The organism is Mycolicibacterium neoaurum (assembly GCF_036946495.1).
In the GTDB taxonomy this organism is placed as follows: Bacteria; Actinomycetota; Actinomycetes; order Mycobacteriales; family Mycobacteriaceae; genus Mycobacterium; species Mycobacterium neoaurum_B.
Genome location: NZ_JAQIIX010000002.1, coordinates 74,154 through 99,755 on the forward strand (window position 1 = coordinate 74,154; position 25,602 = coordinate 99,755).

Below are 25,602 nucleotides of genomic sequence, written 5' to 3' on the forward strand. Positions count from 1 at the left end.
TCAGGCCGAGACGGTGATCTCGAACTCGATGACCGTCGGGGTGGGGATGGCCAGCGCCACCGGGGTCAGCCGTTCGTCCTCGTAGGCGATACCGGTCAGCACCCGACCACCGAAACCGTCACCGGTGGCGGGCACACTTGCGGTGATCGTGACGGCCGCGTTGCCGGTGTGACGAAGGTAGATGTCGGCGCCCGGTGCCACCGGACCCGCGATCGGCACACCGGCCGCATCGACGATCTGCCCGGCCGACGAGCTCAGCGCCGCCGCGTCGGTCGCATGAAAACCGAACGGTCCCAGCAGATCTGTCTGTACCGTCACGCGATCGGTGGTCAGCCGCGGCGCCCTCGTGGCCCGGCGCGCGTTCTCCGCCCCGGCGATCAGGTAGTCGTAGAGCGCGACGACACGGTCGGCATTGCGGTACCGCCCCGAACCGTGCAGCGTGAAGCGCACATCGTCGATCGTCACCGAATCCCCCGACGATCCGACCTCGGTCACCACCTGCAACCGATAGAACCGGTAGCCCCGGTGTGCCTGTCCGGCCACGGCGTCCGAGGTGGTCGTGCCCACCCCGAGCCGGCGCCGGTGCGTGCCGCGGCCGGCGGGCACGTTCAGGCCGGAGGCCGCCACATCGCGCCAGGTGATGCCATCGCAAGACTTCTGCAGCTGCATCGACACGGCGCGATCGGTCGCCAGGTCCACGGTGTACCCGGAAAGCTGTGGCGTACCGTCGAACTCGAAGATCAGGGCACCCGGCTCTTCGGTCATCGCGACGGGCACATCGAGCGGCCGGTTGTCCAGACGCAACCCATTGGTGAAATGCCAGATCGCGGACTGGGTGGCCGCGATGGCCTCGTGCTCGGCCAGATATGCTGTGCCACCCAGGGTTCCGGCAGCGAACACCCGATGGCTCAGTTCCACCGTGCCCAGCGTGGGATACGAGTTTCTGATGATCCAGTCCACCTCTGCCTCGTATGCGCGCGCCGAGGAATTGCGCACAGCCGACCAATTCGCCGGGCGGTACCGCGACGGACGTGTCGGTGCAGCGCCCATGAAATCCACTGAGTAGGAGTCGATCCCGGGATTGAGCCGGATCAGGTCGGTGCGCGCGACACTGCCGTCGGTGAAGACCACGGTGTCCACGGTCGGCGAGTAGGTGCCGCCGCGATATCGGGTCATCCGTGGGATATCGGACGTGCGGCGCACGGTACGGCGCACCGAGACCGGTGCGGTGCCGACGGGATGCAGAGCGAGAACGGACATTGCTGTGAGCTTTCTGAAGGCTGTGAACTGCGCGAATCCGCACTCCGCCGGGAATGGACGGGCACAGACGCGGGGGCCGACGTCAGAAAATCAACAACAACAACACGGCACGACGACACAGCGCACCATGGCGGCACGCAGCGAATCGTCGTGAGACATGAGCGCCACGATAGGCCCAAACCGGCGGAAATGCCAGTGCTGCGTTTTTCTTCACCGTGCGCGCCAAGGCTGTCGGTTTCGTTTTCAGGCCGTATCGTGGCCGCCGCACGATCACAACAGAACCCGTCGGAGGTAGCACCCATGACGTCTGCCCAGAACGAATCGCAGGCACTCGGCGATCTCGCCGCGCGGCAACTCGCCAACGCCACGAAGACCGTTCCCCAGCTGTCCACCATCACGCCGCGTTTCCTGCTGCACCTGCTGTCCTGGGTGCCGGTGGAGGCCGGCATCTACCGCGTGAACCGCGTCGTCAACCCCGACCGCGTCGCCATCCACGCCGACGAGGGCGTCGGCACCGACGCACCGCTGCCCGAGACCTACGTCGACTACGAGACCAGCCCGCGCGAGTACACGCTGCGGTCCATCTCGACCCTGCTCGACGTGCACACCCGCGTGTCCGACCTGTACTCCAGCCCGCATGATCAGGTCGCCCAGCAGTTGCGGCTGACCATCGAGACCATCAAGGAGCGCCAGGAGTACGAACTGGTCAACAACCCGGAGTACGGCCTGCTGTCACAGGTCACTCCGGAGCAGACCATCCAGACCCTGCACGGCACCCCCACCCCAGATGACCTGGACTCGTTGATCACGAAGGTGTGGAAGACGCCCGCCTTCTTCCTGACCAACCCGCTGGGCGTCGCCGCGTTCGGCCGCGAGGCCACCCGGCGCGGGGTTCCGCCGCCAGTGGTCAGCCTGTTCGGCGCGCAGTTCATCACGTGGCGCGGTATCCCGATCGTGCCGAGTGACAAGGTGCCGGTGACCGACGGGAAGACAAAGTTCATCCTGGTCCGCACCGGTGAGGAGCGCCAGGGAGTGGTCGGCCTGTTCCAGCCGGGACTGGTCGGCGAGCAGGCGCCGGGGTTGTCGGTGCGCTTCACCGGTATCAACCGCTCGGCGATCGCGTCGTACCTGGTCACGCTGTATTCGTCGCTGGCGGTGCTGACCGACGATGCGCTGGCGGTCCTGGAGGACGTCGGAGTGGACCACTTCCATGAGTACAAGTGACCTCCCGATAAGCGAAGCCGAACTGTCGGCGCTGGCAAGCCAGCTGTTCGCGACCAGCCTGCGGCCCGGTCCGGACACCCCGCCGTCGACCACCGCGGTGGCCCCGCACCCTTCCCCGTCGCTTCGCTCGCCCCAGGGACGTGGAGTCGCCCCGGATATCACCACCGCGACCTCGGCGGGTTCCACCGCCGCCGGAGCCGCGCATCCGGGCACGCCTGCGGAGTTCGTGACGGTGCCGCAGGACGTCGTCCCCGCACCGACCTCGCCGGGGCCGGAGGCTAGCCCGCCCGGTGTCGCACCGGTGGCGCCGCGTGGCAATGCGGTGAGCCCCGTGGTGTCATTCGGCGGGTTCGAGGCATTCGCGGTCCCGTCCGGTCTGGTCCCGACGGCACCGGGTGTACTGGCCGCTCCCCCGTCGCTTCACTCGCCCCTACGTTCATCGGCTCCTGGGTGGCCTGGCACCGTGCCGGACATCCCGAATCTGGGGTGGACCGGCGCGGCGCCGCCATCGGCGGATGCCGACAGTTACTACTTCCTACAACAGCATCCGAACACCAACATCGTTGTCGGTGAGCCTGTTCCGGCTATCCGTGACGACCACGAGATCTTCGATGTCAATGCGATCCGGGCCGACTTCCCGATCCTGCGGGAGACCGTCAACGGCAAATCGCTGATCTGGTTCGACAACGCAGCGACCACGCAGAAACCGCAGGCCGTCATCGACCGGCTGGCGTACTTCTACGCGCACGAGAACTCGAACATCCACCGGGCGGCACACGAGTTGGCAGCGCGGGCCACCGATGCCTACGAGGATGCCCGTGACACGGTGCGACGTTTCCTCAACGCCGGCAAGAGCGAACAGATCATCTTCGTGCGGGGCACCACCGAGGCCATCAACCTGGTGGCCCACTCGTGGGGTGGCAAGCACCTGGGCGCCGGTGACGAGATCGTCATCACGCATCTGGAACATCACGCCAATATCGTTCCGTGGCAACTACTTGCACAGCGGACCGGCGCGGTGCTGAAGGTGGCCCCGGTCGACGATGCGGGTAATCTTCTCCTGGGTGAGTTCGAACGGCTGCTCGGGCCGAAGACCAAACTGGTTGCGGCCACGCAGGTCTCCAATGCACTGGGCACCGTGACACCGGTGCAGACGATCGTCGAACTCGGGCGCCGCTATGGCGCCCGGGTGCTCATCGACGCCGCGCAGTCGGTCCCGCACATCCCCATCGACGTGCAGGCTCTCGGGGCGGACTTCGTGGTGTTCTCCGGGCACAAGATCTTCGGGCCCACCGGGATCGGGGTGCTGTACGGCACCGAGGAGGCGCTCGCGGAGACCCCGCCCTGGCAGGGCGGGGGCAACATGATCGCCGATGTCACCTTGGAACGCGCCATCTTCCAGGACATTCCGAACAAGTTCGAGGCGGGCACCGGGAACATCGCCGATGCCGTCGGACTCGGCGAGGCGCTGCGGTACGTGGAGCGGGTCGGTATCGAGCGGATCGCGGCCTACGAGCACGCGCTGCTCGACTACGCGACACCGCGGCTGGCCGATATCGCCGGGGTGCGGTTGGTCGGTACCGCCGATGAGAAGGCCAGCGTGCTGTCGTTCGTGCTGGCCGGTCACGAACCCCTGGAGGTCGGCAAGGCGCTCAACGCCGAGGGTATCGCGGTGCGAGCCGGGCATCACTGTGCGCAGCCCATCCTGCGTCGACTGGGTCTGGAGGCCACGGTGCGGCCGTCGTTCGCGTTCTACAACACCTTCGACGAGATCGACGTGTTCATCGATGCGGTCCGCCGCATCGCGCAGGGGTCTGTCTAGGACCCGCGAGCAGGCGTGAATACCCCCTATTCCAAGAGAAATAGGGGGTATTTGCGTCTGCTCGCGTAGAAGTCTGGGCGGCGGCTCACCGCAGCCTCACCATGGAGCGCATGAGTCAACGCGCCACAGCACACACATCGCGTCGGGAGATCGACGTCGCGGTCGGCATTTTGATCGGGTTGCGTGGCTGCTCGGACCGCGACGCCTTCGAGGAGTTGGTCGGCGTGGTCCGCGATACCGGGATCGGCATCGGGGCTGTCGCCACCGGACTGGCCGCACTCGCCAGCGGCGGATCCTCGGCCGGGCACGACGAGGCCTTCGCCGCCTGGGGTGATCTGGTGGCAGGGCGACGCGTACTGCCCGCGGTCACCGTCTCCTGACGTGCCGAGCAGCTCGAAACCCGTCGTCCTCAACGCGTTCTCGATGGACGCGGTGTCACATGTGAATTACGGGCTGTGGCGGCATCCCCGCGACCAAACCCACCGGTACAACACCATCGAGTACTGGATCGAGCTGGCCCGGCTCCTCGACGACGGCGGGTTCGATGCTCTGTTCATCGCCGACGCGCTCGGACTGTTGGACACCTATGCCGGTAGCGCCGCGGCCTCGTTGCGCACCGGAACCCAGTCCCCGGTTAGTGATCCGCTGCTGCTGGTGTCGGCGATGGCCGCCGCGACGACCCACCTGGGTTTCGGTGTCACGGTGTCCACCACCTACGAGCACCCGTACCTGCTGGCCCGCAAGTTCACCACGCTGGACCACCTGACCGGCGGGCGGATCGCGTGGAACATCGTCACCTCGCAGTTGGAGAGTGCGGCACGCAATCTCGGCTTGGATCGCCAGATACCGCACGATGAACGCTACGACCGTGCCGAGGAATTCCTCCAGGTCACCTACAAGCTGTGGGAGAGCTCGTGGGAGGACGGCGCCGTGGTGCGCGACCGCGACCGCGACATCTACACCGATCCGGCCAAGGTGCACGGCATCGACCATCGCGGAAAGTACTTCACCGTCCCCGACGCCCACCTGTCCGAGCCGAGTCCGCAACGGACACCGGTGCTGTTCCAGGCCGGCGGCTCACCGCGCGGCCAGTTGTTCGCCGCACGGCACGCCGAGACGGTCTTCGTGGCCGGCGCCGACGCCGCGGGCATCCGCCGCGGTGTCGAGGGGACGAAGGCGTTGGCCGCCGAGCACGGCCGCGATCCGGACTCGCTGAACTTCATCAGCGCGCTGTCGGTGGTGGTCGACGACACCGACGCCGGGGCGCGCGCCAAACTTGCCGACTACCGGTCCTATTTCAGTGTCGAGGGCGCGCTGGCGCATTATTCGGCCAGCACTGGAGTCGATTTCTCCGGCCAGGATCTCGACACGCCCATCGGCCACCACGACACCGACTCCAACAGGTCGCTGCTGAGCATGTTCGCCGGGGCCGATCGGCGGTGGACACTGCGCCAGGCACTGGCACCGGCACACCAGTTCGGCCGGTCACACACCCTGGTCGGAACGCCCGCCGCAGTGGCCGACCAGCTCGAGCGCTGGCTTGCCGACAGCGGTACCGATGGCATCAACCTCATCCATATCGTCAACCCGGACAGCTACCGGGATTTCGCCGAACTCGTTGTCCCCGAGCTGGACCGGCGCGGCCGGTTGCGCCCGCGCCCGCACCACCGCGCCACCCTGCGGGAACGTCTGTACGGGCAGCCCCGGGTACGCGATGACCATCCGGCCGCCCGGTACCGCAATACTGTGGGGTCGCGATGAGTATCCACCTGCACTGGTATCTGCCCACCAACGGCGACAGCCGCGAGATCGTCGGTTCCGGCGATGACTCGGACCGGGTCGCCGGCCCTTCGGCCAACCGGATCCGCCCACCCACCATCGACTACCTCGGCCAGGTGGCCCGTACCGCCGAACTGCTCGGCTTCGAGGCCGTGCTGACCCCTACCGGCACCTGGTGTGAAGACGCCTGGATCACGACGGCCGCGCTCAGTCAGACCACGTCCCGGCTGAAGTTCCTGGTCGCATTCCGGCCCGGATTCATCTCCCCCACCCTCGCGGCCCACCAGGCGGCGAGCTTCCAGCGGGTGTCGGGCGGTCGGTTGCTGCTCAACATCGTCACCGGCGGCGATCCGGTGGAGCAGGCCCGTTACGGTGACCACCTCGACCACGACGAGCGGTACCGCCGCACCGGTGAATTCCTGCGCGTGCTGCGCGGTGTCTCGGATGACACGAGCTTCGACTTCGCCGGCGATCACTACCGCATCGAGGGTGCGCACATCGACTATGGCGACTGGGATCCCCCGCAGATCTTCTTCGGTGGCGCCTCACCGGCAGCCGAAGAGGTTGCCGCACAATACGTCGACGTCTATCTCGCCTGGGGTGAGACGCCCGGCCAGATCGCCGAGCGTATCGAGCGCATCCGCAGCCGCGCCGCGGAATTCGGCCGCACCCTGGAGTTCGGGATACGGCTGCACGTCATCAGCCGGGACACCTCCGAGCAGGCATGGGCACACGCCGATCGGTTGCTCGCCGGGATCAGCGATGACCGCATCGCCGCGGCCCAGCAGATGTTCGCCCGGACCGAATCGGTCGGTCAGCAGCGGATGACGGCCCTGCACGGGGGCCGAACCGCAGACCTGGAGATCTCGCCGAACCTATGGGCCGGTTACGGACTGGTGCGCGGCGGCGCAGGCACCGCACTGGTCGGCAGCCACACCGAGGTGGCCGATAGGATCGCCGAATACCATCAGCTGGGCATCGACCACTTCATCCTGTCCGGCCAACCACACATCGAAGAGGCGTTCTGGTTCGCGGAGGGAGCGAAAGCCGTGCTGCACGAACGGGGTCTGGTGTGACCCGCGATATCCGGGTGCTGACCTCCGAGGACGAACTCATCGAGGCGGGCAACATCTTTCGCACCGCCATGATCGGTTTCCCGCCGCTCAACGAACAGCAGCGCGGGCTCATCGGCAAGCTTCTGGAGCCGGGCCGCACCCTCGGCCTGTTCGCCGACGGCCGACTGGCCGCCACCGCGGATTCCACCACCAGCACCCTGACCTTGCCCGGTGGCGCCCGGGTGAGTCACGCCGCGGTCACCCATGTCGGGGTACTGCCGTCCTACACCCGCCGCGGTATCGCCACCGAACTATTGCACCATCAACTCCGCGATATCGCCGGTCGCGGTGAGGTACTCGCCTCCCTGCGCGCCTCCGAGGCCACCATCTACGAACGCTTCGGTTACGCGGTCGCCACCACCACGGCCACCATCGAGGTCCGCACCGACCGCGCGGCGCTGCGCCCCGGTGTCGCCGCGGGCGGGCCGGTGCGACTGCTCGATCCCGGCCAGGAATGGGACGTGCTGCCCCGGATCTACGCGACCCACCGCGGGCCCCGCCCCGGCAGCATCGACCGCAACGCGACATGGTGGTTGAACCAACAGCTGCGCGCCGAGGCGAACCCGGGCGCGAAATTCGTTGCCGTGCACGGGTCCCCGGGCGAGGAGTCCGGGTTCGTGCGCTACCACCCGGTCGACACGGATGGCTGGTTCACCAGCGATCAGCGCACCGTCGTCGTCGACGACCTGTTCGCCCCGACCGAGCAGGCCCATGTCGGTCTGCTGCGCTTTCTGCTCGACCTGGATCTGGTGGACCGGCTGGTGTTCACCCTGGCGCCGACCGACAGCCCGCTGCCCTGGTTGCTGCGGGACCGACGCGCCGCGCAGGTCACCGGATTGCGTGACGAAACCTGGCTGCGGGTCGTCGATGTGGCCGCCGCCCTGCGGGCCCGCAGCTATGCCGGCGGGCGCACCGTCACCGTCGGCATCGAGGACCCGCTACTGGCACGGAACTCCGCGACCTACGCGATATCCCCCGAGGGCATCGACATCACCACGGCGCCCGCACAACTGGACGCCGATATCACCGCGTTGGGTGCCGCGCTGCTGGGCGGTTCCTCGTGGCGCGACCTCGCGACGGCCGGGCTGGTGCGGGTGCACGACGCAGACGCGCTGACGGCGGCGGACGAACTGTTCGCAGTGCCCCAGTCGCCGTACGCCGGCATTTATTTCTGAACCGGCGAATAACTTCGTCCTGAGCCAAACCGGTGCCGGCGCTTCGACGTTGGGCGATCATCTTCTTCATGTTGGTGTGCGATGGCTCTGTTTGACGTCTCTGAACTCGCCGTCACCCTGCACACCGGAAACCGCGCCACCGGTCGGCGCGCGGTGCGGGCCGTCGAGTCCTTCAGTTTCTCCGTCGAGGACGGTGAGACCCTCGCCATCGTCGGGGAATCCGGCTCGGGCAAGAGTGTCTCGTTGCTCGCCGCGACCCGACTGCTCGGGGAGAATGCCGACGTCACAGGACGTGTCCGGTTCCGGGACCGCGATCTGCTGACGCTGAGTCCGCGCGAACTGCGGCGCACGCTGGGCCGGGACATCGGCTTCGTATTCCAGGATCCGCAGAGCAATCTGCATCCGTTCAAGACGGTCGGCACACAGATCGACGAGGTGTTGCGCATCCACCGGTTCGGTGACCGCGGGGCCCGGCGCCGCCGGGTCGTCGAACTGCTCGACGAGGTCGGCATCGCCGACCCGGACAACGCCTACACCAGCTACCCGGCCGAGTTCTCCGGCGGGATGCGTCAGCGCGTGATGATCGCCATCGCGATCGCCCTCAACCCGGCGCTCATCATCGCCGACGAACCGACCACCGCGCTCGATGTCAGTGTGCAGGCGGGCATCCTGCGTCTGCTCAGCCGATTGCAACGCGATCACGGCACCGCCATCGTGTTCGTCAGCCACGATCTCGGTGTCGTGCACGAGATCGCGGACACCGTCGTCGTCGTGCGTGACGGCCGCGTCGTGGAGCAGGGCCCGCGGGACCGGATCTACCGCTCCCCACACGAGGAGTACACCCGCCAGCTCCTGGCCGCGTCGCGGTTGCACGATGTCACCGATATCCCGCACCGCGCTCCGGCGCACCACGAGCAGCTGCTCCAGGTGACCGGGATGCGCAAGTCCTACCGCGACCGCACCCGCAAGGAGCGTCGCACGGTGATCGACGGACTGGACTTCACCATCGGCCGGGGCGAGATCGTGGGTCTGGTCGGTGAATCCGGCTCCGGCAAGTCGACGGTGGGCCGGATCGTGGCGGGGCTGCAGTACGCGGACGCCGGGCAGATCACGCTGGCCGGCACCCGGTACCCGACCGCCGTCGATGACGGTGTGCCGCCGCTGGCGCAGGCCACCCGACGTGCCGTACAACTGGTGTTCCAGGATCCGTACTCCAGCCTCAATCCCCGCCGCACCGTATCGCAATCGTTGGCCGAGCCGCTGCTCGCTCAAGGAACCGATCGATCCCTGATCGGGTCGAAGGTTGCGGCGGCCGCCGACGCCGCGCGGCTGCCCGGCGATCTTCTGGACCGCCGGCCCGCCGAACTGTCCGGCGGACAACGGCAGCGGGTGGCCATCGCCCGCGCGTTGGTGCTGTCCCCGCAATTGATCGTCGCCGACGAGGCGCTGTCCTCCCTGGACGTCACCACCCAGGCCGAGATCATCGGGCTCATCCGACGACTCGTCACAGAGCAGCAGACGGCGTTCCTGTTCATCACCCATGACCTCGGCGTGGTGTCCTCGCTCGCCCATCGGGTCATCGTGCTCGGTCCCGATGGTGTCGAGGAAACCGGTGATACCACAAACGTTTTCACCACACCGCAGTCCGCGTACACCCGTGCGTTGCTCGACGCGGCGCCCCGGGTGACGGCCTACGCCTCGTGAGCCAACTACTCATCAGGCCCGCCACCGGCGCGGCCGGCCCACCACCCCTGCGCCGCGGCCGACTGCGGTCCTTTTTCGCCGATCCCGGGCTGGTCGCCGGGTCCGCACTGGTCGCCTTCGTGGTACTCGCGGCCCTGGCCGCGCCGCTGATCGCCGCCATGGTGGGACACGGTCCCAATGAGCAGTTCCCGGACGAAACCCTGGACGCCGCAGGGCTACCCATCACCGGCGGCAACGGCTTCCTGCTCGGTGCCGACGGCAGCGGTCGCGACGTCTTCATCCGAACCCTCTACGGCGCTCGGGTGTCGCTGGGCATCGGCATTCCCGCCACCACCATCGCCATGGTCGTCGGTGTGGTCGTCGGACTGATCGGTGGTTACTTCGGCGGCCGTATCGACGCGGTCCTCTCCGAGCTGACCAACATCGCGTTGGCCTTCCCATTCCTGGTGACCGCACTGAGCGTGGTCACCCTCAACCGCGGTACCGCGGGCACCACGCTGGTCGATCCGGTGGTCGTGGTGATCGGCGTCGTCGCGTTGTTCTCCTGGACCTATTTCGCCCGCCTGGTGCGCAATTCGGTGATCGAGATCAAGTCGAAACCGTTCGTGCTGGCCGCGATCGGTGCCGGCGCCTCGCATCGCCGGGTGATCATCCGGGAGATCCTGCCGAACATCGCGCCGACGGTCATCATCTACTGGGCCGTGCAACTCCCGATCAACATCATCGCCGAAGCCTCACTGTCCTACCTGGGAGTCGGCATCAAGGCGCCGACCCCGAGCTGGGGCACCATGATCGCCAACGCGCAGGATTCGGCGCTCTACCAACCGCAGCCATTGATGCTCATCGCCCCGGCGGCGGCGCTGTTCATCACGGTGTTGGGCTTCAACATCCTGAGCACTCGGCTGCGCAGTCGCTTCGACCCGGGATCGGTGGGCTGAGATGACCCGGACCCGATTCATCGGTTGGCGGCTGTCCCGGATGGGGTTGACCGTATTCGCCGTCGCGCTCGTCACCTTCGGCCTGACCAAGGTCGCCTACCAGAATCCCGGCCGGATGCTGGCCCCGGAGAACGCCTCCGAGGAGACGGTCGACGCCATCACCAGGAGCCTGCACCTCGACGAGCCGTGGTACACCCAGCTGTGGCACTACGTGGTGAGTGGACCTGCCATCAAGGGCACCCCCACCGGGTTGCTGAACTGGCCGCCCAGCCTTGGCTATTCGTATCGCGAGCAGCGTCCCGTCACCGGCTTGATCCTGGAGAAGCTGCCCGCCACGGTCAGCCTGGCCGTCGGCGCGCTGGTGGCCTGGATCCTGCTGTCGGTCCTGTTCGGGGTGTACGCCGCGCGCAAGCCCGGCGGCTGGTTCGACACCGTCACGTCGGGAATCTCGTATCTGTTCCTGTCGATTCCCACCTTCGTCACCGGCGTCATCCTGCTGTTCGTGCTGTACTACCAGCTGTCGCTGGCCGGGGTGAAGTTCTTCCCCAGCGGTGGCTATGTGGCACTGACCGAGTCGCCGACCGAATGGGCGCGACATCTGTTGCTGCCCTGGCTGACGCTGGTGATCGCCCAGGTCGGTCTCTTCCAGCGGGTTGTCCGCGCGTCGGTGTTGGAGGTGGCCGGCAAGGACTACATCCGGACGGCGCGGGCCAAGGGTGTCGGCCCGAACGGTGTGTATTTCGACCATGCGCTCTCGGCCGCACTGAATCCCATCCTGACCCTCGGTGCCATCGAATTCGCCACCATCCTCGGCGGCGCCATCATCACCGAGCAGATCTTCGGTCTCGACGGGGTGGGCCGTCTTGCGGTCAACGCTGCCAACAACGGCGATGCCCCCGTCGTCATCGGCTGCACCCTGCTGGGCGCCGTCATCTTCGTCGTGGCCACCTCGGTCGTCGACATCATCACCCACGCCCGCAGTGGCAAATAGCAAGGAGCACATATGAAAACGTCGAAGCGGGCGCTGATCGCGCTCGCCGGCACCGCGGCGCTCATCCTGTCGGCATGCGGCGGCAACCAGGAGTCGCAATCCCCGACCGATCCGGCCGAACTGTCGGGTGGCACGTTGAAGGTAGCCTCGGTCGGCGACGTCGATGCGCTGGACCCGTTGATCGCGTACTCCGCCGAATCATGGCAGGTGATCCGCGCCACGACGCGTCAGCTGGTCACCTATGCCGGCAACAAGGAGAGCATCGGCGAGGACACCGAGGTGGTACCGGATCTGGCGGAAAGCTGGGATATCAGCCCCGACCGCAAGACGTACACCTTTCATCTGCGCGATGACATCAATTTCTCCGGCGCCAGCACCCGACCGATCACCGCGCAAGATTTCGTCTACGCCGTGAAGCGGTTCCCGGACCCCAACGCCCAGGTCAGTGCGATCACCTACTACAACGCGCTGTTCGACGGGTTCACCGAATACTCCGACGAGTTCGCCAAGGTGCCTACCGGCGATCTCGCCGCGGTGGACCAGTTCATCAACACCCACGACATCAGCGGCCTCAAGGCACTCGACGATAAGACGTTGCAGCTGAGGCTCACCCAGCCGGCCAGCGATATCCTCGACATCCTGACGCTCAACTTCGTCACACCGTTGCCCCAGGAAGTCGTCTCGAAATACTTCGCCGACAGTCTGGAATTCCGGAAGAACTACGCCTCCAGTGGACCGTACTTCATCGAGTCCTACGATCCGGGTAGGCAACTGACGCTGGCCAAGGTGCCGGGCTACAACGCCGAGGGCGATCCACGCAAGGCCTATGCGGACAAGATCGTCTTCGACACCACGGTGGCCTCGGCCGATGCCGCCTCTCAGCAGTTGCAGACCGGCACGGCCGATATCGGACTGTACGTACGTGCCTACCCCGCCAACGTCATCGCCCAGTACAAGCAGACCGATCCGGATCATCTGCACAAGTCGGCCAGTGGATCGGCGATCTTCATCAGCTGGAACAACCCGGACGCACCGAAAACACCTGCCCAGGAGGCGTTCAAGGACCTGCGGGTGCGGCAGGCCTTCAATTACGCGCTGAACCGCGCCGATGTGGTGCGCGGACTGGGCGGACCGGACTCGGCGATTCCCAGTAACGAGATCCTTACGTCGACGATCGTCGGTTACAACGACGAGAACCCTTTTCCCACACCGGAGGACAAGGGTGACCCGGAAAAGGCAAAGACGCTGCTCGCCGAGGCAGGTAAGTCGGATCTGACGGTCAACGTCGCCTATCGCACCACCCCGGAGTTCGAGAAGATCGCCACCTCGGTGCAGGCGGCGGCGGAGCGGGCCGGTATCACCGTGCGGTTGACCCCCATCCCGGGTGACGGCTGGGGTGCGTTCAGTTCCTTCCTGGCCGACGAGTCGAAGCTGGACCAGTGGGATCTGGCGATCACCAACTGGACCCCGGACTGGCAGGGCAACAGCGCCCGGATGACCCTCGGCGGCTGGCTGGATTCGGAGTTCGCCCCCGGCGGCACCTGGAACGGAGTGACATATGACAATCCCGCCCTCAACGCAGCGGTGACGCGGGCGTTCGCGGCCGAGGACCCCACGCCGGATTGGCAGGAGGCGAACCGGATCGCCACCGAGGACCTGGCCTGGTTCCCGTTGATCGAGCGGGTCAAGTCGGTCCCCACCTCCGATCGGGTGACCAACTGGACGTGGCAGTCGCTTGGCAACAGCGGCGACATCACCAACATCGCCGTCACGGGGTAAGCCACCCGCGAGCAGACGTAGAACTGCCGAATTCTACCGAAAACAGGCAGTTCTACGTCTGCTCAGCATCAGTTCAGCGACTCCCGACCAACCATGCCTGTCCCCCACCCTCACCGTCGGCGATCACATCGAGATCACCGAAGGCTGCGCGCAATTCACCGGCAACAGCCCTGAATCGACCGGGGGCGGCATCGACCTCACTGAGCACGCAGATCGCCAAGAGCCCACCCGGCTTCAGCCGAGCGATCATCGATCCGTACAGGGCAGCATCACGAAACTTGTTGCACAGCAGAACATCTACCGGTTCGCCAGGCGGCAGACCCGCGTCGAGATCGACCACGTCGAAGTCGACCGGGACGGCGGACTGTTCGGCGAACCGGCGCGCCCGGGCAATGGCCATTGCGGACACGTCGACAGCATGGACCCGCAGCCCGCGCCGCGCCAACCACACCGCGGCGCCGCCTGTGCCGCAGGCAACCTCAAGAGCTGCGCCAGTACGCGGGAACATATCCTCGACCGGTCCGAACACCGCGGGCAAGGCACACACGGGCTCAGCGTCATCCTCGGCATACGACGCGTCCCAGCGCAGGCGGTCCTGTGTGCTCACGGGACCACCCTAAAGCTAGTTGCCCTGCCCTCCCCGGCCGATCGCCGCCAGGTTCGATACCGGGTCCTTGCCATTGATCAGATAGTCGCCCAGGATGCGCGCCTTGTAGACCCGCGGGTTGTGCGACGCCAGCGTGCGGGCGTTGCGCCAATGCCGGTCCAGGCCGCGCTGTTCGGAGACACCGGAGGCACCGAGGGCGTCGAACACGGTGGTGGTGGCCCGCAGTGCGGCGGCGATGATCACCAACTGCGCTTGGGTTACGGCCACCTCGGCATCGACAAGCCGCTGCTTGGCGTTCGCCGCATCACCATGGATACGGTCCAGTGCCGCGCCGGCCTGAGACAGTGCCGCCTCGGCGGCGAAGGCATCCGCCGAAACCTCTCCAATGACCGCCAGGAGCTGACCGTCATCCGAGGGCACCGGGGCCAGGCCCTGCGGATAATTGCGCTTGCGTCCGGTGAGTGCGGCCGACCCGTCGCGCAACGCCGCCCGGGTGATTCCGGTCAGCACCGACAGCATCGCGGTTTGGTAGAAGTGACCCTGATACGGGAAACGCTCGACGGCGGGGAACACGTCGCCGGGCTCGGCTCGCGCATTCTCGTAGCGCGCGGTGCCACTGGCGGTGGTGCGCTGCCCGAAGCCATCCCAGTCGTCGACCAGGGTGACGCCCGGATCGTCGGCACGTACCAGCGCGGTCAGCAGCTCACCGTCCTCGCCCCGGCCGAGAACATCCAGCCAATCCGCGTAAAGGCTGCCCGTGGCGTAGAACTTGGCACCCGTGACGGCGTAGCCATCCCCGTCGGTGGTCACCGTGGTCACCAGATTGGCCAACGTGACATTGTTCGCCTCCGTCCAGCCCCCGCCGACGAACTGGCCGTCGAGGAACCGCTGAATCCAGACGTCATTGGGCTCCCACACCGGCGCGTTGAGCCGGTCCTCGACGAAGGCGAGGTGGTTGCGCCAGACGTGGGCGACATTGGCGTCGGCGGTGCCGAGATCGGCCAGCAGCAGGAAGACCTGTTGTAGCGATGCACCCCAACCGCCGCGATGCACCGGGATCCGCAGTCTGCCGAAACCGGCCTCGTTGAGCAGCGTGACCTGCTCGTGCGGGAAGATCCGCTCGCGTTCGCGTTCCAGATTGCCCTCGGCAATCTTGGCGAACACTGGTTCGAAGTGTGCGCGCAACTCGTCGAGGTCCGCCGTCGGGGCGGCCAGGTAGGTGATGGCGGTGCTCATGTCATTCCTGTCTTGCGTCGATGCGGTAGGCGAACTGGTGCTCTACGGCCTGATAGCCGAGCCGTTCGTAGAGGACGTGGGCGTTGCTGCGGTTGTGGATATCGGTGCCCAACGACGCCAGGTGCAGACCGCGGCGCAGCGCTGCCAGCCAGACCTTCCGCAACAGGAACTCGGCGATGCCACGTTTGCGTTGATCCGCGCGTACTCCGATGTAGTCGGTGTGGGCGCTGCGCTCCTCGACCCCACCGTTTAGATAGGTATAGGTCGAGCCCAACACGTAGCCGACCACCTGACCGCTATCGGTCACCGCCGCATTGCTGAAATCGGGTGTGAAAGAACGGCTTCGGATGTAGTGAGCGAAGAGCTCCGGCGTCTTGCTCATGTTGCCGAAGTGCTCACGAAAGGTGTCGAACTGGAGTTGGCGCACCTGCTCACCCAGACCGCGCTCGATCACCTCGGGCCAGCTCAACAGTGTCAGACCCTCGATCGACAGAGCCGACAAGCGCTCGGGATCCTCGGCACCCAGCTCCTTGCGGGTGCGGATGAACTGACCTTCTTGCCGCGCGCGACGCCGCACGAGGGCGTCGATCACCGCCTGCTGTTCCGTTCCGATGAACGTCCGCAGATACGCGCCGGAAATCCCGACTACTTCGGCCGCGAACCGGTCGACGGTGTCAGAGACCACACCGTCGAGCACGACGTCCGAAGTGGCCGGGTCGAAGACGAAGTCCGCGATGATCTCCGGCTCCAGACCGTGCGGTGTGTGCAGTACCGCATAGCCACGCACCTGCCCGGACTCGTCGCGCACCACCCGCACCGCGTGCGGGAATGCGCCGTCGAGCTGTTCGGCCACGTCGCGGGAGTCGGCGGCGAACTTGCGGCCGGCGATACCCGTCGTGGTGGCCAGGAAATCGGCGATCTGCGGGTGGTCGAGTGTGGTCGCCGGACGCACCGTCCACGCATCGGTCACGATGCTCACGGCGCCACCGGCTCCTTGTCTCGGCGGGTCTGCGGATCACCGTCGGTGTCGGGATCTCCGCTGTCCTGGTGCGCCAGCACATCGATGATGCCCGCGTCCACCAGTCGCTGTTGCTCGGCCTCCGAGAGGGTCTGGATGCTACCCACCCGCCGGGCGACCGCGGGTTTGGTGGCTTTGAGGTAGCAGTACCAGAGCAGGCCGACCAACATAATGCCGCCGAAGATGAACGGCAGGATGTTGAACGGGAACTCCGGCACCGGGTAGAAGTTGCTGAAGATGACATAACCCAATGCCAGTGCGGCAGCGGCGGACACGATCAACCGCAAAGGCGTGAGCGCCTTGATTTTGTGGAGCCAGATCGGCGTCGCTATGACCACCAGCAGGTAGCTGACCAGGAAGCCCCAGGTCGCCACGTACCCGCCGTAGACCTCGAAAACCAGCCGGCCGGCCGAGCTGACGGTGGCCACCACCGCGAACAGGAATGCGAGCGCACCGATGAAAACGATTCCCGCCCAGGGGGTGCGGTGCTGCGGATGGACCTTGGCGAACACGCTGGGCAGCGCGCCTTCGTGGGCGAAGGTGAACAGGGATCGGGCGGCTGCGGTGGTGACCGCGGTGACGAAGACGATGAACGCGACGGCGACCGCACCGCTCATGACGTGGTTGATCCACGGCACGCCGCTGGATTCGGCGAGCTGCGGCAGTACCGCCTCGTCACCGTTGATGCCGTCGAAGAACAGCACCTGCGGGTAGGTCGCGATGATGTAGAGCACGCCGAGCAGCAGCACCACGCGCAACAACGAGCTGGCGATGGTGCGGTGAGCATCCTTGGCTTCGGCCCCCAGCGACGCGACGCTTTCGAATCCCGCGTAGGAACCCACCGCCGATACCGCCGCGATGAACGTGGCACTGGTGCTCAGGTGACCCAGGTCCCACTGTTCCCAATCGATCCGCCAGCCGTAGGTGGCGTAGGAGGCGACGATGATCACCAGGATGGTGGCGACGGCGACGATCTCGAAGATCAATTCGTAGCGGGCGGCCAGGGACGCTCCCCGGTATGGCAGGTAGATCCCGACTCCCACGATCAGCACGACGAGGATCAGCTTGAACCAGATGGCCTGAGAACCGATCCCGAAGGATTCCAGGAAGGAATCGAGGTAGAGCACGCCACCGAGGGTGCCTGTGACGGCGAAACTGATGTAACCCACCAGCAGGCTGAAGCCGGCGGCATAGGCGAAGCCCGGACCGAGACCATTACCGGTGTAGGTGCCCAACGATCCGGAAGACACTGTGCGCTTTGCCTGGAAGCTGATGGTCGTCGCGATGAGCACGACGATCACCAGACCGATGATGACGGCCCACGCGGCTCCCTTGCCTGCGGCCAAGAACAGCATGAACGGCACCGAGGCCACTGCGACGCTGGGTGCTGCGGCGGCCAGGCCCTGCGCAAAGACGCCCCAGAATCCCAGCGCGTCACGTTCGAGCCCGTGCCCTTCGGCCTGCTGTATCGGTCGGCCCCCCAGTTCGACCCGGTCGGATATGGCCATGATGCCGCCTTCCTGCGCCATGCGTCGCGAGATCTCCTGACGCACAGTCGTTTCAACGAGATACTCAGATGAAGAAAACGATGCCTGAGGACGCTCTCAGGCATCACCCATCGAATCGGCGGGATTCTTTTACCAACCGGAAACCAGCGCCCGGGTGATCGTCGGGCAGCAATGCCGAACGCCCGAACAACCGCTCCCGCAGGGTGGTTGTCGCCTCCGCTTCTCGGGCCCGGCCGCGTCGACGTAGTTCCGGTATCAGATGGTGGGCCACATCGGCGAAGCTGCCGGGGGTGACGTGATAGCTGATGTTGAAACCGTCGACGCCGGTCGACTCGGCGAAGGACTCCAGATCGTCGGCGACCGTGCCCGCCGAACCCACGAACAGTTGGCCGCCGAAGCCGCCCAGCTGGCCGACGTAGTCGCGCAGGGTGATCCGGTGTCGATCCCCGGCGCCGTCGACCGAGGCCAGGATGGACAGGCTGGCGTCGGTGTCGAACTGTTCGATGGGCCGGTCCACGCCATACTTCGACCAGTCCACACCGCTCAATGCCGAGAGCAGCACCAGACCGGATTCCAGATCGTGGTATCGGGCGAGGTCCGCCGCCTTTGCCCGAGCGGCGGAATCGGTGCTGTCGGTGATGATCTCGACCGAGGTGAGGAATTTGATGGATCCGGGGCTGCGCCCGTGAGCGGCCGCACGGCGTCGGATGTCGGCGATATTGGCTCGCAACACCTGTGGGCGCGGGTCGCTGACGAAGACCAGTTCGGCGTTGCGGGCCGCGAATTCCCGTCCCGCCGGAGAGGTTCCCGCCTGGAACAGAACCGGGGTGCGCTGCGGTGACGGTTCCACCAGGTGTGCTCCGGGCACGCTGAAGTACGTTCCCTCGTGGCCGATGCCGTGCACCTTCGCCGGATCGGTATAGACGCCCGTCTCACGGTCGCGCAGTACTGCGCCGTCCTCCCAGGAGCCTTCCCACAGCTTGTAGGTGACGTCGAGGAACTCGGTCGCCATGGCGTACCGTTCATCATGCGGGATCTGCCGTTGCTTACCGATGATGTTGCGAGCGGCACTGTCCAGCAACGAGGTGACGATGTTCCACCCGATCCGTCCGCCGGTCAGATGGTCCAGCGTGCTGAACTTGCGGGCCAACAGGTACGGGCTCTCGTACGTGGTCGACACAGTGATACCAAAGCCCAGATTGGTGGTGGCGGCGGCCATCGCCGACACCACCAGCAGCGGATCGGTAACCGGGGTCTGCACTCCGCGCCGCAGCGCGGCATCGGCGTCGCCACCGTAGACATCGAGTTGTCCGACGGCGTCTGCGAGGAACAGTGCGTCGAACCCACCCTGGTCGAGCAACTGGGCCAGTTCTACCCAGTAACCGATGTCGGTGTAGCGCGACGTCTGGTCCGCCGGGTGCCGCCACAGGCCGAAGTTGCCGTGTGAGGGCACCGACATGGTGAAGCCTGCCAGTATGAACGGGCTTGTCATGCGCCGGGCGGGCGAAGCGACGAGGACTGAGGCAGCGGCACGTCCAGCCCGAGATGCGAACGCAGTGTGCTGCCGGCGTACTCGTGTCGGAACAGGCCACGTTTGCGCAGTACCGGCACCACCTGCTCGACGAACAATTCTTCCTGTCCGGGCAGGCCGCTGTCGCGCAGCACGAAACCGTCGGCAGCACCGTTGACGAACCAATCCTCGATCTCATCGGCGATGCGCTCCGGTGTGCCCACCACCGATGCGCCCCAACCGTTCACGGTCTTGTAGAGGAACTCTCGGACCGTCGGAGTGCCGGCAGTCGCCAGCGCCCGGTACCCTGCCAATGCGGTTTGATGGGTTTCGGTGCTGTCCGGGAACGCCGATGCCGGCACCGGGCCGTCCAGATCGGCACCGGTGACGTCGACGTCGACCTCCAGCAGCCAGCCGGCCTGGTACTCCGGGCTGAAATACCGGTACTCCTCGCGTTCTGCGCGGCGGGCCTCGTCCTCGGTCGATCCGATCACATAACGCAACGACGGGGTGATGAGCGGCGGGGTGGTGCGCCCCAGGGCGCGCGCCTGCGAGTGGATCTGACGATAGAACTCCTGACCACGGGCCCGATTGCCGTGACTGGTGAAGATGACCTCGGCGTGCCTGGCAGCGAATGACCGTCCAGTGTCTGAAGATCCGGCCTGGAAGATGACGGGTCGCCCCTGCGCGGAGCGAGCCGCACCGATCGGTCCCTTGACGTCGAAGTACCTGCCGTGATGCTCCGGTATCACGATCTTGCTGACATCGTTGAACACACCGGTCTCGCGATCGGCGATGATGGTGTCCTCCGACCAGGAGTCCCACAACTTCTTGACCACCTCGATGGCCTCTTCGGCGATCTGATAGCGCTCGTCGTGGTCGACCACACCGCGGACGCTGAAGTTGTCGGCCGCAGCTTGGGCGAAGCTGGTCACCAGATTCCAGCCTGCCCTCCCGAGGCTGAGGTGATCCAACGAAAGAAGTTGGCGGGCAAGATGATAGGGGTGGGCCAGGGTCGCCGAACCGGTGACAACCAGACCGATTCGCTCGGTGACCGAGGACAGAGCCGCCGTCGTGGTCAGTGGCTCGAAATCCTCGGTCGTCTTGTATGCCCAGGTGGCCGGGGGGCCGTAGTTGAGCCCGTCTGCGAAGAACAGCGCGTCGAAGGTGCCCACCTCGGCGATCTGGGCACGCTGGATCAACCGTCGCCGTACACCCGCGACACTGTGGTCGGCATCTGGATGCCGCCAGGGTCCCGCCGAACGGGTGTTGCCGAAAGCCAGCAGATGCACTTCACGAGTCACCGAGGTGACAGTACTGAGGGCCCCACGATGCGAAACGGGTTAAACGCGGCCAGAACTCAATCAGGCGCGCCTACTTGGCGGCATTCTCCAGCATCTTCGCGGTGATCTCCGCCGCTTCGTCGCCCGCGCCGTAACTACATGCCCAGGCCTCGACGGTGAGGTTGGATGCGAAGGACAACGCGTGCTGGCATTCCCAACCGTCGGCATTCTCCTGCGCGGTCACCTGGGTGAGCACGGTGCCGCTATCGGTCAGATCTTCGATCTGCCAGGTGTAGCTGTCGGTACCGTCGTCGATGTCGATCGAGGAGCCTGCGCATTTCTTCCACATCGACTGGGAGTCGTCGAAGAATTGCTTTGCGTCATCGGCGGAGGGATAGAGCACCGCGGTCTGCTCGACCCAGTGCGCGTTGTCCTCATCGGGTTCGCGCGAGACCTGATCGCGCACCGCCGTGTAACCGCTGTCGCCGTAGACCGGTTGCTCGGCCCCGAAGATCGCACCGAGGCACTCGGGATTGGACACGTCGCGCGAGTGGTCGACCATCTGGTCGAGCTCACCGGTCACCTCCATGGTGTCCGAGCCCATGATGGAGTTGATCTCGCTGATGGGCAGCAACACATCATCGAGCTGGCGCTCGCGCAGCAGTGGGATATCGGCGGGCACGGCCTTCGGGTCACGGATCGCCTGACCGCTCACGGTGCTGGTGCAGCCGGTGAGCAGCGCGCAGCCGACGGCAGCGGCCAGGACGGCATGACGGGCGTATCGCACGCGTGACGCGGCTGCGGTGTTCACCGCGCCATTGTGACCGATGACGCGCCTGCGAGTCACTTCTTGGCTTTGTCCGCGACGGCCTCGGTGGACAACGCCGCGACAAAGGCCTCCTGCGGGACATCGACCCGGCCGATGGTCTTCATCCGCTTCTTGCCCTCCTTCTGCTTCTCCAGCAGCTTGCGCTTACGGGTGATGTCACCGCCATAGCACTTGGACAGCACATCCTTGCGGATAGCCCGGATGTTCTCACGGGCAATGATTCTCGAACCGATCGCGGCCTGGATCGGCACCTCGAACTGCTGGCGCGGGATGAGTTCCTTGAGCTTGGTGGTCATCTTGTTGCCGTAGGCGGCGGCACCGTCCTTGTGCACGATGGCGCTGAACGCGTCGACGGCCTCGCCTTGGAGCAGGATATCGACCTTCACCAGCTCGGCTTCCTGCTCACCGGCCTCCTCGTAATCCAGGCTGGCGTAACCGCGGGTGCGCGACTTCAACGAATCGAAGAAGTCGAAGATGATCTCGCCCAGCGGCATGGTGTAGCGCAGCTCGACGCGCTCCGGGGACAGGTAGTCCATGCCGCCGAGCTCACCGCGCCGGGACTGGCACAGCTCCATGATGGTGCCGATGAACTCGCTGGGCGCGATGACCGTCGTCTTGACCACCGGTTCGAAGACGGCGCGAACCTTGCCCTCGGGCCAGTCCGACGGGTTCGTCACCACCATCTCGGTGTTGTCTTCCTTGACCACCCGGTACACCACGTTGGGGGCGGTCGAGATCAGGTCGAGGTTGAACTCGCGCTCCAGCCGCTCGCGGGTGATCTCCATGTGCAGCAGACCCAGGAATCCACAGCGGAAGCCGAAGCCCAGCGCCACCGATGTCTCGGGTTCGTAGGTCAATGCGGCATCGTTGAGCTGCAGCTTGTCCAGCGCCTCGCGCAGCACCGGGTAATCCGACCCGTCGACCGGGTACAGGCCCGAATACACCATCGGACGCGGTTCGCGGTAACCGGTGAGCGCCTCGGTGGCGCCCTGGCGCGCGGTGGTGACGGTATCGCCGACCTTCGACTGCCGGACATCCTTCACGCCGGTGATGAGGTAACCGACCTCGCCAACCCCGAGACCGTCGGAGGCCTTCGGTTCGGGCGAGACGATGCCGACTTCGAGCAACTCGTGCGTCGCGCCGGTGGACATCATCTTGATCTTTTCGCGGGGATTGAGCTTGCCGTCCACGACGCGCACGTAGGTCACCACGCCGCGGTAGATGTCGTAGACCGAGTCGAAGATCATCGCCCGCGCGGGGGCGTCGGCATCACCGACCGGGGCCGGGATCTGGCGGACCACCTCGTCGAGCAGTTCGCGCACGCCGACGCCGGTCTTGCCGGACACCCGCAGCACGTCCTCGGGCTCACAGCCGATGATGTGCGCGATCTCACCCGCGTACCGGTCCGGGTCGGCGGCGGGCAGGTCGATCTTGTTGAGCACCGGGATGATGGTCAGGTCCCGGTCCAGCGCCAGATAGAGGTTGGCCAGCGTCTGCGCCTCGATGCCCTGCGCGGCGTCGACCAGCAGGACCGCCCCCTCGCAGGCCTCCAGGGCGCGCGACACCTCGTAGGTGAAGTCGACGTGGCCGGGGGTGTCGATCAGATGCAGGACGTAATCTTCGCCGTCCAGCTGCCACGGCAGGCGCACGTTCTGGGCCTTGATGGTGATGCCACGCTCACGTTCGATGTCCATCCGGTCCAGGTACTGAGCCCGCATGTCGCGGTCCGCCACGACGCCGGTGATGCCGAGCATCCGGTCGGCCAGGGTCGATTTACCGTGGTCGATATGGGCGATGATGCAGAAGTTCCTGATCTGCGCCGGCGCAGTGAACGTCTTGTCGGCGAAACTACTGATGGGAATCTCCTGGTCGAAGCGCGATAGGTGGGTCCAGCGTATCGACAGCAGGCCGTCGCCTCACAATCGCGACCTATGCTCGTCACATGGCGTCGCAGTGGAAGACCTTCCAACGCTTCGCGGAGCACCTTGTCTTCAACGAAGCACCAAAGATCATCCGGCAGCTACCCAAGCCCGAGCGGGTCCTGCAACAGGGTCTGAAGATCGGTTTGGACGCGCTGGCCGGCGCACAGGCAGCCCAGCGCCCACCGACGGCGATCACCGCCGGACGCCCGGTGACCAGCGCAAGTGTTCCGACCGCGCACCGGGCCCGGCGCATCGAGTATTCCCCCGACCTGGACGGCCGGGCCGACCCGGGCGAGATCGTGTGGACCTGGGTGGTCTACGAAGACGACCCCACCCGCGGTAAGGACCGCCCGGTCCTCGTCGTCGGGCGTGACCAGCGCGTGCTGCTGGGACTCATGCTGTCCAGCCAGGACCGGCACGCCACCGACGGTGACTGGGTCGGCATCGGCACCGGCAGCTGGGACTACGAGGGCAGGCCCAGCTGGGTGCGGTTGGATCGGGTGCTCGACGTGCCCGAGGACGGGATTCGGCGCGAGGGCGCGATCCTGGAGCGTGAGAAGTTCGAGCTGGTCGCGACCCGGTTGCGCGCCGAGTTCTCGTGGTCCTGATTTTCGCTGCCGCGAAGGCGTCCTGATTTTCGCTGCCGCGAAGGCGTCCTGATTCAGACCAGCAGGCCCGCGCGCACCAGCGGCAGTACGCCGTGACCGACATGGCGGATCTCGTCGGCCTGCGGGTAGCCCGAGAGCACGAACTCGCTGATGCCCAGCCCCGCGTACTCCGCAAACACCGCGGCAACCTGCTCGTAGCTGCCGATCGCCGCGGTGCCCGCCCCATCGCGCAACAGGCTCGGACCGGCCCACAGCCCGGGATGGACCTCCAGGCTGCGCGCGTCGGCCAGCCGGCCGGTCGTCAGCGCCGCCATCCGGCGCTGCCCCTCCGAGCCGCTGGACAGGTAGCGATCGTGAGCACGGCGCACGGCGTCGGGATCCAGGCCCGCGATGAGCTCGTCGGCACGCTGCCAGGCCTGCTCCTCGGTGGGCCGTGCGACGGTGTGCAGGCGCAGGCCGAACCGCAATTGCCGTCCGTGCCGCGCCGCAGCGACGCGCACCCGGTCGATCTTCTCCGCGACCTGATCCGGCGGCTCACCCCACGTCAGGTAGACGTCGGCATGTTCGGCAGCCACCTCGATCGCCTCGGGTGAGGAGCCACCGAAGTAGACCGTGGGCACCTGCTGCACCGGATAGGCCGTCCTGGCGTTCGCCACGTCGTAGAACTCACCGCGGAAGGTGAACTCCGGATTGCTCCATGCGCCGCGGACCACGGTCAGGAACTCGGCGGTCCGCCGATACCGCGCGGACTTGTCGATCGCATCGCCGTAGCGGCGCATCTCGGCATCGTCGCCGCCGGTGACGATGTTGAGGGCCAACCGGTTTCCGGTGAAGCGCTGGTAGGTGCTGACCTGCTGGACGGCCAGTGTCGGTGAGAGCACGCCGGGCCGGAACGCCACCAGGAATTTGAGCCGCTCAGTGTGTTGGGCCAATGCCGCGGTGGCCAACCACGAGTCCTCGCAATGGGATCCCGTCGGCGTGAGGGCGGCCTCGAACCCCAGATCCTCGGCGGTACGCACCAGCGCGGTCAGGTTCTCCAGCGTCGGCTGCAGGTGTGAACGCGCACGGCTCGCCGAATCTCCTCGGTTGTCGGCGATCGTCGTGGTGTCGCCGTGCGTGGGCAGATACCAATGAAACTTCACCGTCACCACGTCGGCACCCCTCCGACACTCCGCTTCATCGATACCGGGCAGAACTCCAGTCGCATCCGACAAATCTACTCAGCGACAGCCACTTTCGACAATTGTGACGTACTTCGAATCAATCAGATCGCTACCGTTCCGCGGCGGCGGCA

At 66.2% G+C, this 25,602-nt stretch carries 21 protein-coding genes; 11 read left to right on the top strand and 10 right to left on the bottom strand.

Features of this window, described 5'->3' with window-relative positions; genetic code table 11:
- Entirely contained in the window at positions 1 to 1,260 is a 1,260-nt protein-coding gene (locus tag PGN27_RS05820) for a thioester domain-containing protein (RefSeq protein ID WP_335325308.1), read from the bottom strand.
- Between the two features lie 300 nt (positions 1,261 to 1,560).
- Between PGN27_RS05820 and PGN27_RS05825 the strand changes: the two genes are divergently transcribed.
- The 10 genes from PGN27_RS05825 to PGN27_RS05870 all read left to right on the top strand — a co-directional run bounded on the left by PGN27_RS05825 (position 1,561) and on the right by PGN27_RS05870 (position 13,787).
- The gene (locus tag PGN27_RS05825; protein WP_335325310.1) at positions 1,561 to 2,484 is read left to right on the top strand and encodes a family 2A encapsulin nanocompartment shell protein; all 924 of its coding nucleotides are present in this window, start codon (positions 1,561 to 1,563) and stop codon (positions 2,482 to 2,484) included.
- On the top strand, positions 2,471 to 4,306 hold the full coding sequence (locus PGN27_RS05830) for a family 2A encapsulin nanocompartment cargo protein cysteine desulfurase (protein ID WP_335325311.1): 1,836 nt from the start codon (positions 2,471 to 2,473) through the stop codon (positions 4,304 to 4,306). The genes PGN27_RS05825 and PGN27_RS05830 overlap by 14 nt, the downstream gene beginning before the upstream one ends.
- A 110-nt stretch (positions 4,307 to 4,416) precedes the next feature.
- On the top strand, positions 4,417 to 4,686 hold the full coding sequence (locus PGN27_RS05835) for an ANTAR domain-containing protein (protein ID WP_418888556.1): 270 nt from the start codon (positions 4,417 to 4,419) through the stop codon (positions 4,684 to 4,686).
- Position 4,687: 1 nt separating this feature from the next.
- Positions 4,688 to 6,067, top strand: coding sequence for an LLM class flavin-dependent oxidoreductase (locus PGN27_RS05840; RefSeq protein ID WP_335325313.1), 1,380 nt, complete (start codon positions 4,688 to 4,690; stop codon positions 6,065 to 6,067).
- Positions 6,064 to 7,161, top strand: coding sequence for an LLM class flavin-dependent oxidoreductase (locus PGN27_RS05845; RefSeq protein WP_335325314.1), 1,098 nt, complete (start codon positions 6,064 to 6,066; stop codon positions 7,159 to 7,161). Before PGN27_RS05840 ends, PGN27_RS05845 begins: the two co-directional genes overlap by 4 nt.
- Entirely contained in the window at positions 7,158 to 8,375 is a 1,218-nt protein-coding gene (locus tag PGN27_RS05850; protein WP_335325315.1) for a GNAT family N-acetyltransferase, read from the top strand. Before PGN27_RS05845 ends, PGN27_RS05850 begins: the two co-directional genes overlap by 4 nt.
- An 81-nt stretch (positions 8,376 to 8,456) precedes the next feature.
- Positions 8,457 to 10,079 carry a dipeptide ABC transporter ATP-binding protein gene (locus PGN27_RS05855; protein WP_335325316.1) on the top strand — a complete coding sequence of 541 codons (1,623 nt, stop codon included), beginning with the start codon at positions 8,457 to 8,459 and terminating at the stop codon, positions 10,077 to 10,079.
- Complete coding sequence (locus PGN27_RS05860; protein ID WP_335325317.1) at positions 10,076 to 11,017, top strand: ABC transporter permease; 942 nt, start codon at positions 10,076 to 10,078, stop codon at positions 11,015 to 11,017. Before PGN27_RS05855 ends, PGN27_RS05860 begins: the two co-directional genes overlap by 4 nt.
- A 1-nt stretch (position 11,018) precedes the next feature.
- Positions 11,019 to 12,008 carry an ABC transporter permease gene (locus tag PGN27_RS05865; RefSeq protein WP_335325318.1) on the top strand — a complete coding sequence of 330 codons (990 nt, stop codon included), beginning with the start codon at positions 11,019 to 11,021 and terminating at the stop codon, positions 12,006 to 12,008.
- A 12-nt stretch (positions 12,009 to 12,020) separates the two neighbouring features.
- Positions 12,021 to 13,787, top strand: a complete 1,767-nt coding sequence (locus tag PGN27_RS05870) for an ABC transporter substrate-binding protein (RefSeq protein ID WP_335325319.1) — start codon at positions 12,021 to 12,023, stop codon at positions 13,785 to 13,787.
- Between the two features lie 73 nt (positions 13,788 to 13,860).
- On the opposite strand, the gene PGN27_RS05875 is transcribed toward PGN27_RS05870, so the two are convergent.
- The 8 genes from PGN27_RS05875 to lepA form a co-directional block, all read right to left on the bottom strand.
- Positions 13,861 to 14,394 (bottom strand): class I SAM-dependent methyltransferase, encoded by a 534-nt coding sequence (locus tag PGN27_RS05875; RefSeq protein ID WP_335325320.1) that lies wholly within the window; start codon positions 14,392 to 14,394, stop codon positions 13,861 to 13,863.
- Between the two features lie 15 nt (positions 14,395 to 14,409).
- Positions 14,410 to 15,630: an acyl-CoA dehydrogenase family protein gene (locus PGN27_RS05880; RefSeq protein ID WP_335325321.1), complete on the bottom strand. Its 1,221-nt coding sequence runs from the start codon at positions 15,628 to 15,630 to the stop codon at positions 14,410 to 14,412.
- A gap of 1 nt (position 15,631) precedes the next feature.
- Positions 15,632 to 16,609 carry a GNAT family N-acetyltransferase gene (locus tag PGN27_RS05885; RefSeq protein ID WP_335325322.1) on the bottom strand — a complete coding sequence of 326 codons (978 nt, stop codon included), beginning with the start codon at positions 16,607 to 16,609 and terminating at the stop codon, positions 15,632 to 15,634.
- Positions 16,606 to 18,159, bottom strand: a complete 1,554-nt coding sequence (locus PGN27_RS05890; RefSeq protein ID WP_335328641.1) for an APC family permease — start codon at positions 18,157 to 18,159, stop codon at positions 16,606 to 16,608. The genes PGN27_RS05885 and PGN27_RS05890 overlap by 4 nt, the downstream gene beginning before the upstream one ends.
- Before the next feature lie 100 nt (positions 18,160 to 18,259).
- The gene (locus PGN27_RS05895) at positions 18,260 to 19,648 is read right to left on the bottom strand and encodes an NtaA/DmoA family FMN-dependent monooxygenase (RefSeq protein ID WP_335325323.1); all 1,389 of its coding nucleotides are present in this window, start codon (positions 19,646 to 19,648) and stop codon (positions 18,260 to 18,262) included.
- Positions 19,645 to 20,970: an NtaA/DmoA family FMN-dependent monooxygenase gene (locus PGN27_RS05900; RefSeq protein ID WP_335325324.1), complete on the bottom strand. Its 1,326-nt coding sequence runs from the start codon at positions 20,968 to 20,970 to the stop codon at positions 19,645 to 19,647. The genes PGN27_RS05895 and PGN27_RS05900 overlap by 4 nt, the downstream gene beginning before the upstream one ends.
- Positions 20,971 to 21,040: 70 nt before the next feature.
- Positions 21,041 to 21,760 carry a sensor domain-containing protein gene (locus tag PGN27_RS05905; RefSeq protein WP_335325325.1) on the bottom strand — a complete coding sequence of 240 codons (720 nt, stop codon included), beginning with the start codon at positions 21,758 to 21,760 and terminating at the stop codon, positions 21,041 to 21,043.
- Positions 21,761 to 21,792: 32 nt separating this feature from the next.
- Positions 21,793 to 23,685 (bottom strand): translation elongation factor 4, encoded by a 1,893-nt coding sequence (gene lepA / locus PGN27_RS05910; protein WP_335328642.1) that lies wholly within the window; start codon positions 23,683 to 23,685, stop codon positions 21,793 to 21,795.
- Positions 23,686 to 23,720: 35 nt separating this feature from the next.
- Here lepA and PGN27_RS05915 point away from each other — a divergent pair, with 35 nt between their 5' ends.
- Positions 23,721 to 24,308: a type II toxin-antitoxin system PemK/MazF family toxin gene (locus PGN27_RS05915; protein ID WP_335325326.1), complete on the top strand. Its 588-nt coding sequence runs from the start codon at positions 23,721 to 23,723 to the stop codon at positions 24,306 to 24,308.
- Positions 24,309 to 24,361: 53 nt separating this feature from the next.
- Here PGN27_RS05915 and PGN27_RS05920 read toward each other — a convergent pair whose 3' ends face one another.
- Positions 24,362 to 25,456: an LLM class flavin-dependent oxidoreductase gene (locus tag PGN27_RS05920; RefSeq protein ID WP_335325327.1), complete on the bottom strand. Its 1,095-nt coding sequence runs from the start codon at positions 25,454 to 25,456 to the stop codon at positions 24,362 to 24,364.
- Positions 25,457 to 25,602: the final 146 nt, after the last annotated feature.

Bases quoted from the DNA above. Each gene is read 5' to 3' on its own strand.
- PGN27_RS05895 (WP_335325323.1), bottom strand. From the start codon at position 19,648: ATGACAAGCCCGTTCATACTGGCAGGCTTCACCATGTCGGTGCCCTCA.
- PGN27_RS05825 (WP_335325310.1), top strand. From the start codon at position 1,561: ATGACGTCTGCCCAGAACGAATCGCAGGCACTCGGCGATCTCGCCGCG.
- PGN27_RS05835 (WP_418888556.1), top strand. From the start codon at position 4,417: ATGAGTCAACGCGCCACAGCACACACATCGCGTCGGGAGATCGACGTC.
- PGN27_RS05855 (WP_335325316.1), top strand. From the start codon at position 8,457: ATGGCTCTGTTTGACGTCTCTGAACTCGCCGTCACCCTGCACACCGGA.
- PGN27_RS05870 (WP_335325319.1), top strand. From the start codon at position 12,021: ATGAAAACGTCGAAGCGGGCGCTGATCGCGCTCGCCGGCACCGCGGCG.
- PGN27_RS05830 (WP_335325311.1), top strand. From the start codon at position 2,471: ATGAGTACAAGTGACCTCCCGATAAGCGAAGCCGAACTGTCGGCGCTG.
- PGN27_RS05865 (WP_335325318.1), top strand. From the start codon at position 11,019: ATGACCCGGACCCGATTCATCGGTTGGCGGCTGTCCCGGATGGGGTTG.
- PGN27_RS05915 (WP_335325326.1), top strand. From the start codon at position 23,721: ATGGCGTCGCAGTGGAAGACCTTCCAACGCTTCGCGGAGCACCTTGTC.
- PGN27_RS05820 (WP_335325308.1), bottom strand. From the start codon at position 1,260: ATGTCCGTTCTCGCTCTGCATCCCGTCGGCACCGCACCGGTCTCGGTG.
- PGN27_RS05845 (WP_335325314.1), top strand. From the start codon at position 6,064: ATGAGTATCCACCTGCACTGGTATCTGCCCACCAACGGCGACAGCCGC.
- PGN27_RS05880 (WP_335325321.1), bottom strand. From the start codon at position 15,630: ATGAGCACCGCCATCACCTACCTGGCCGCCCCGACGGCGGACCTCGAC.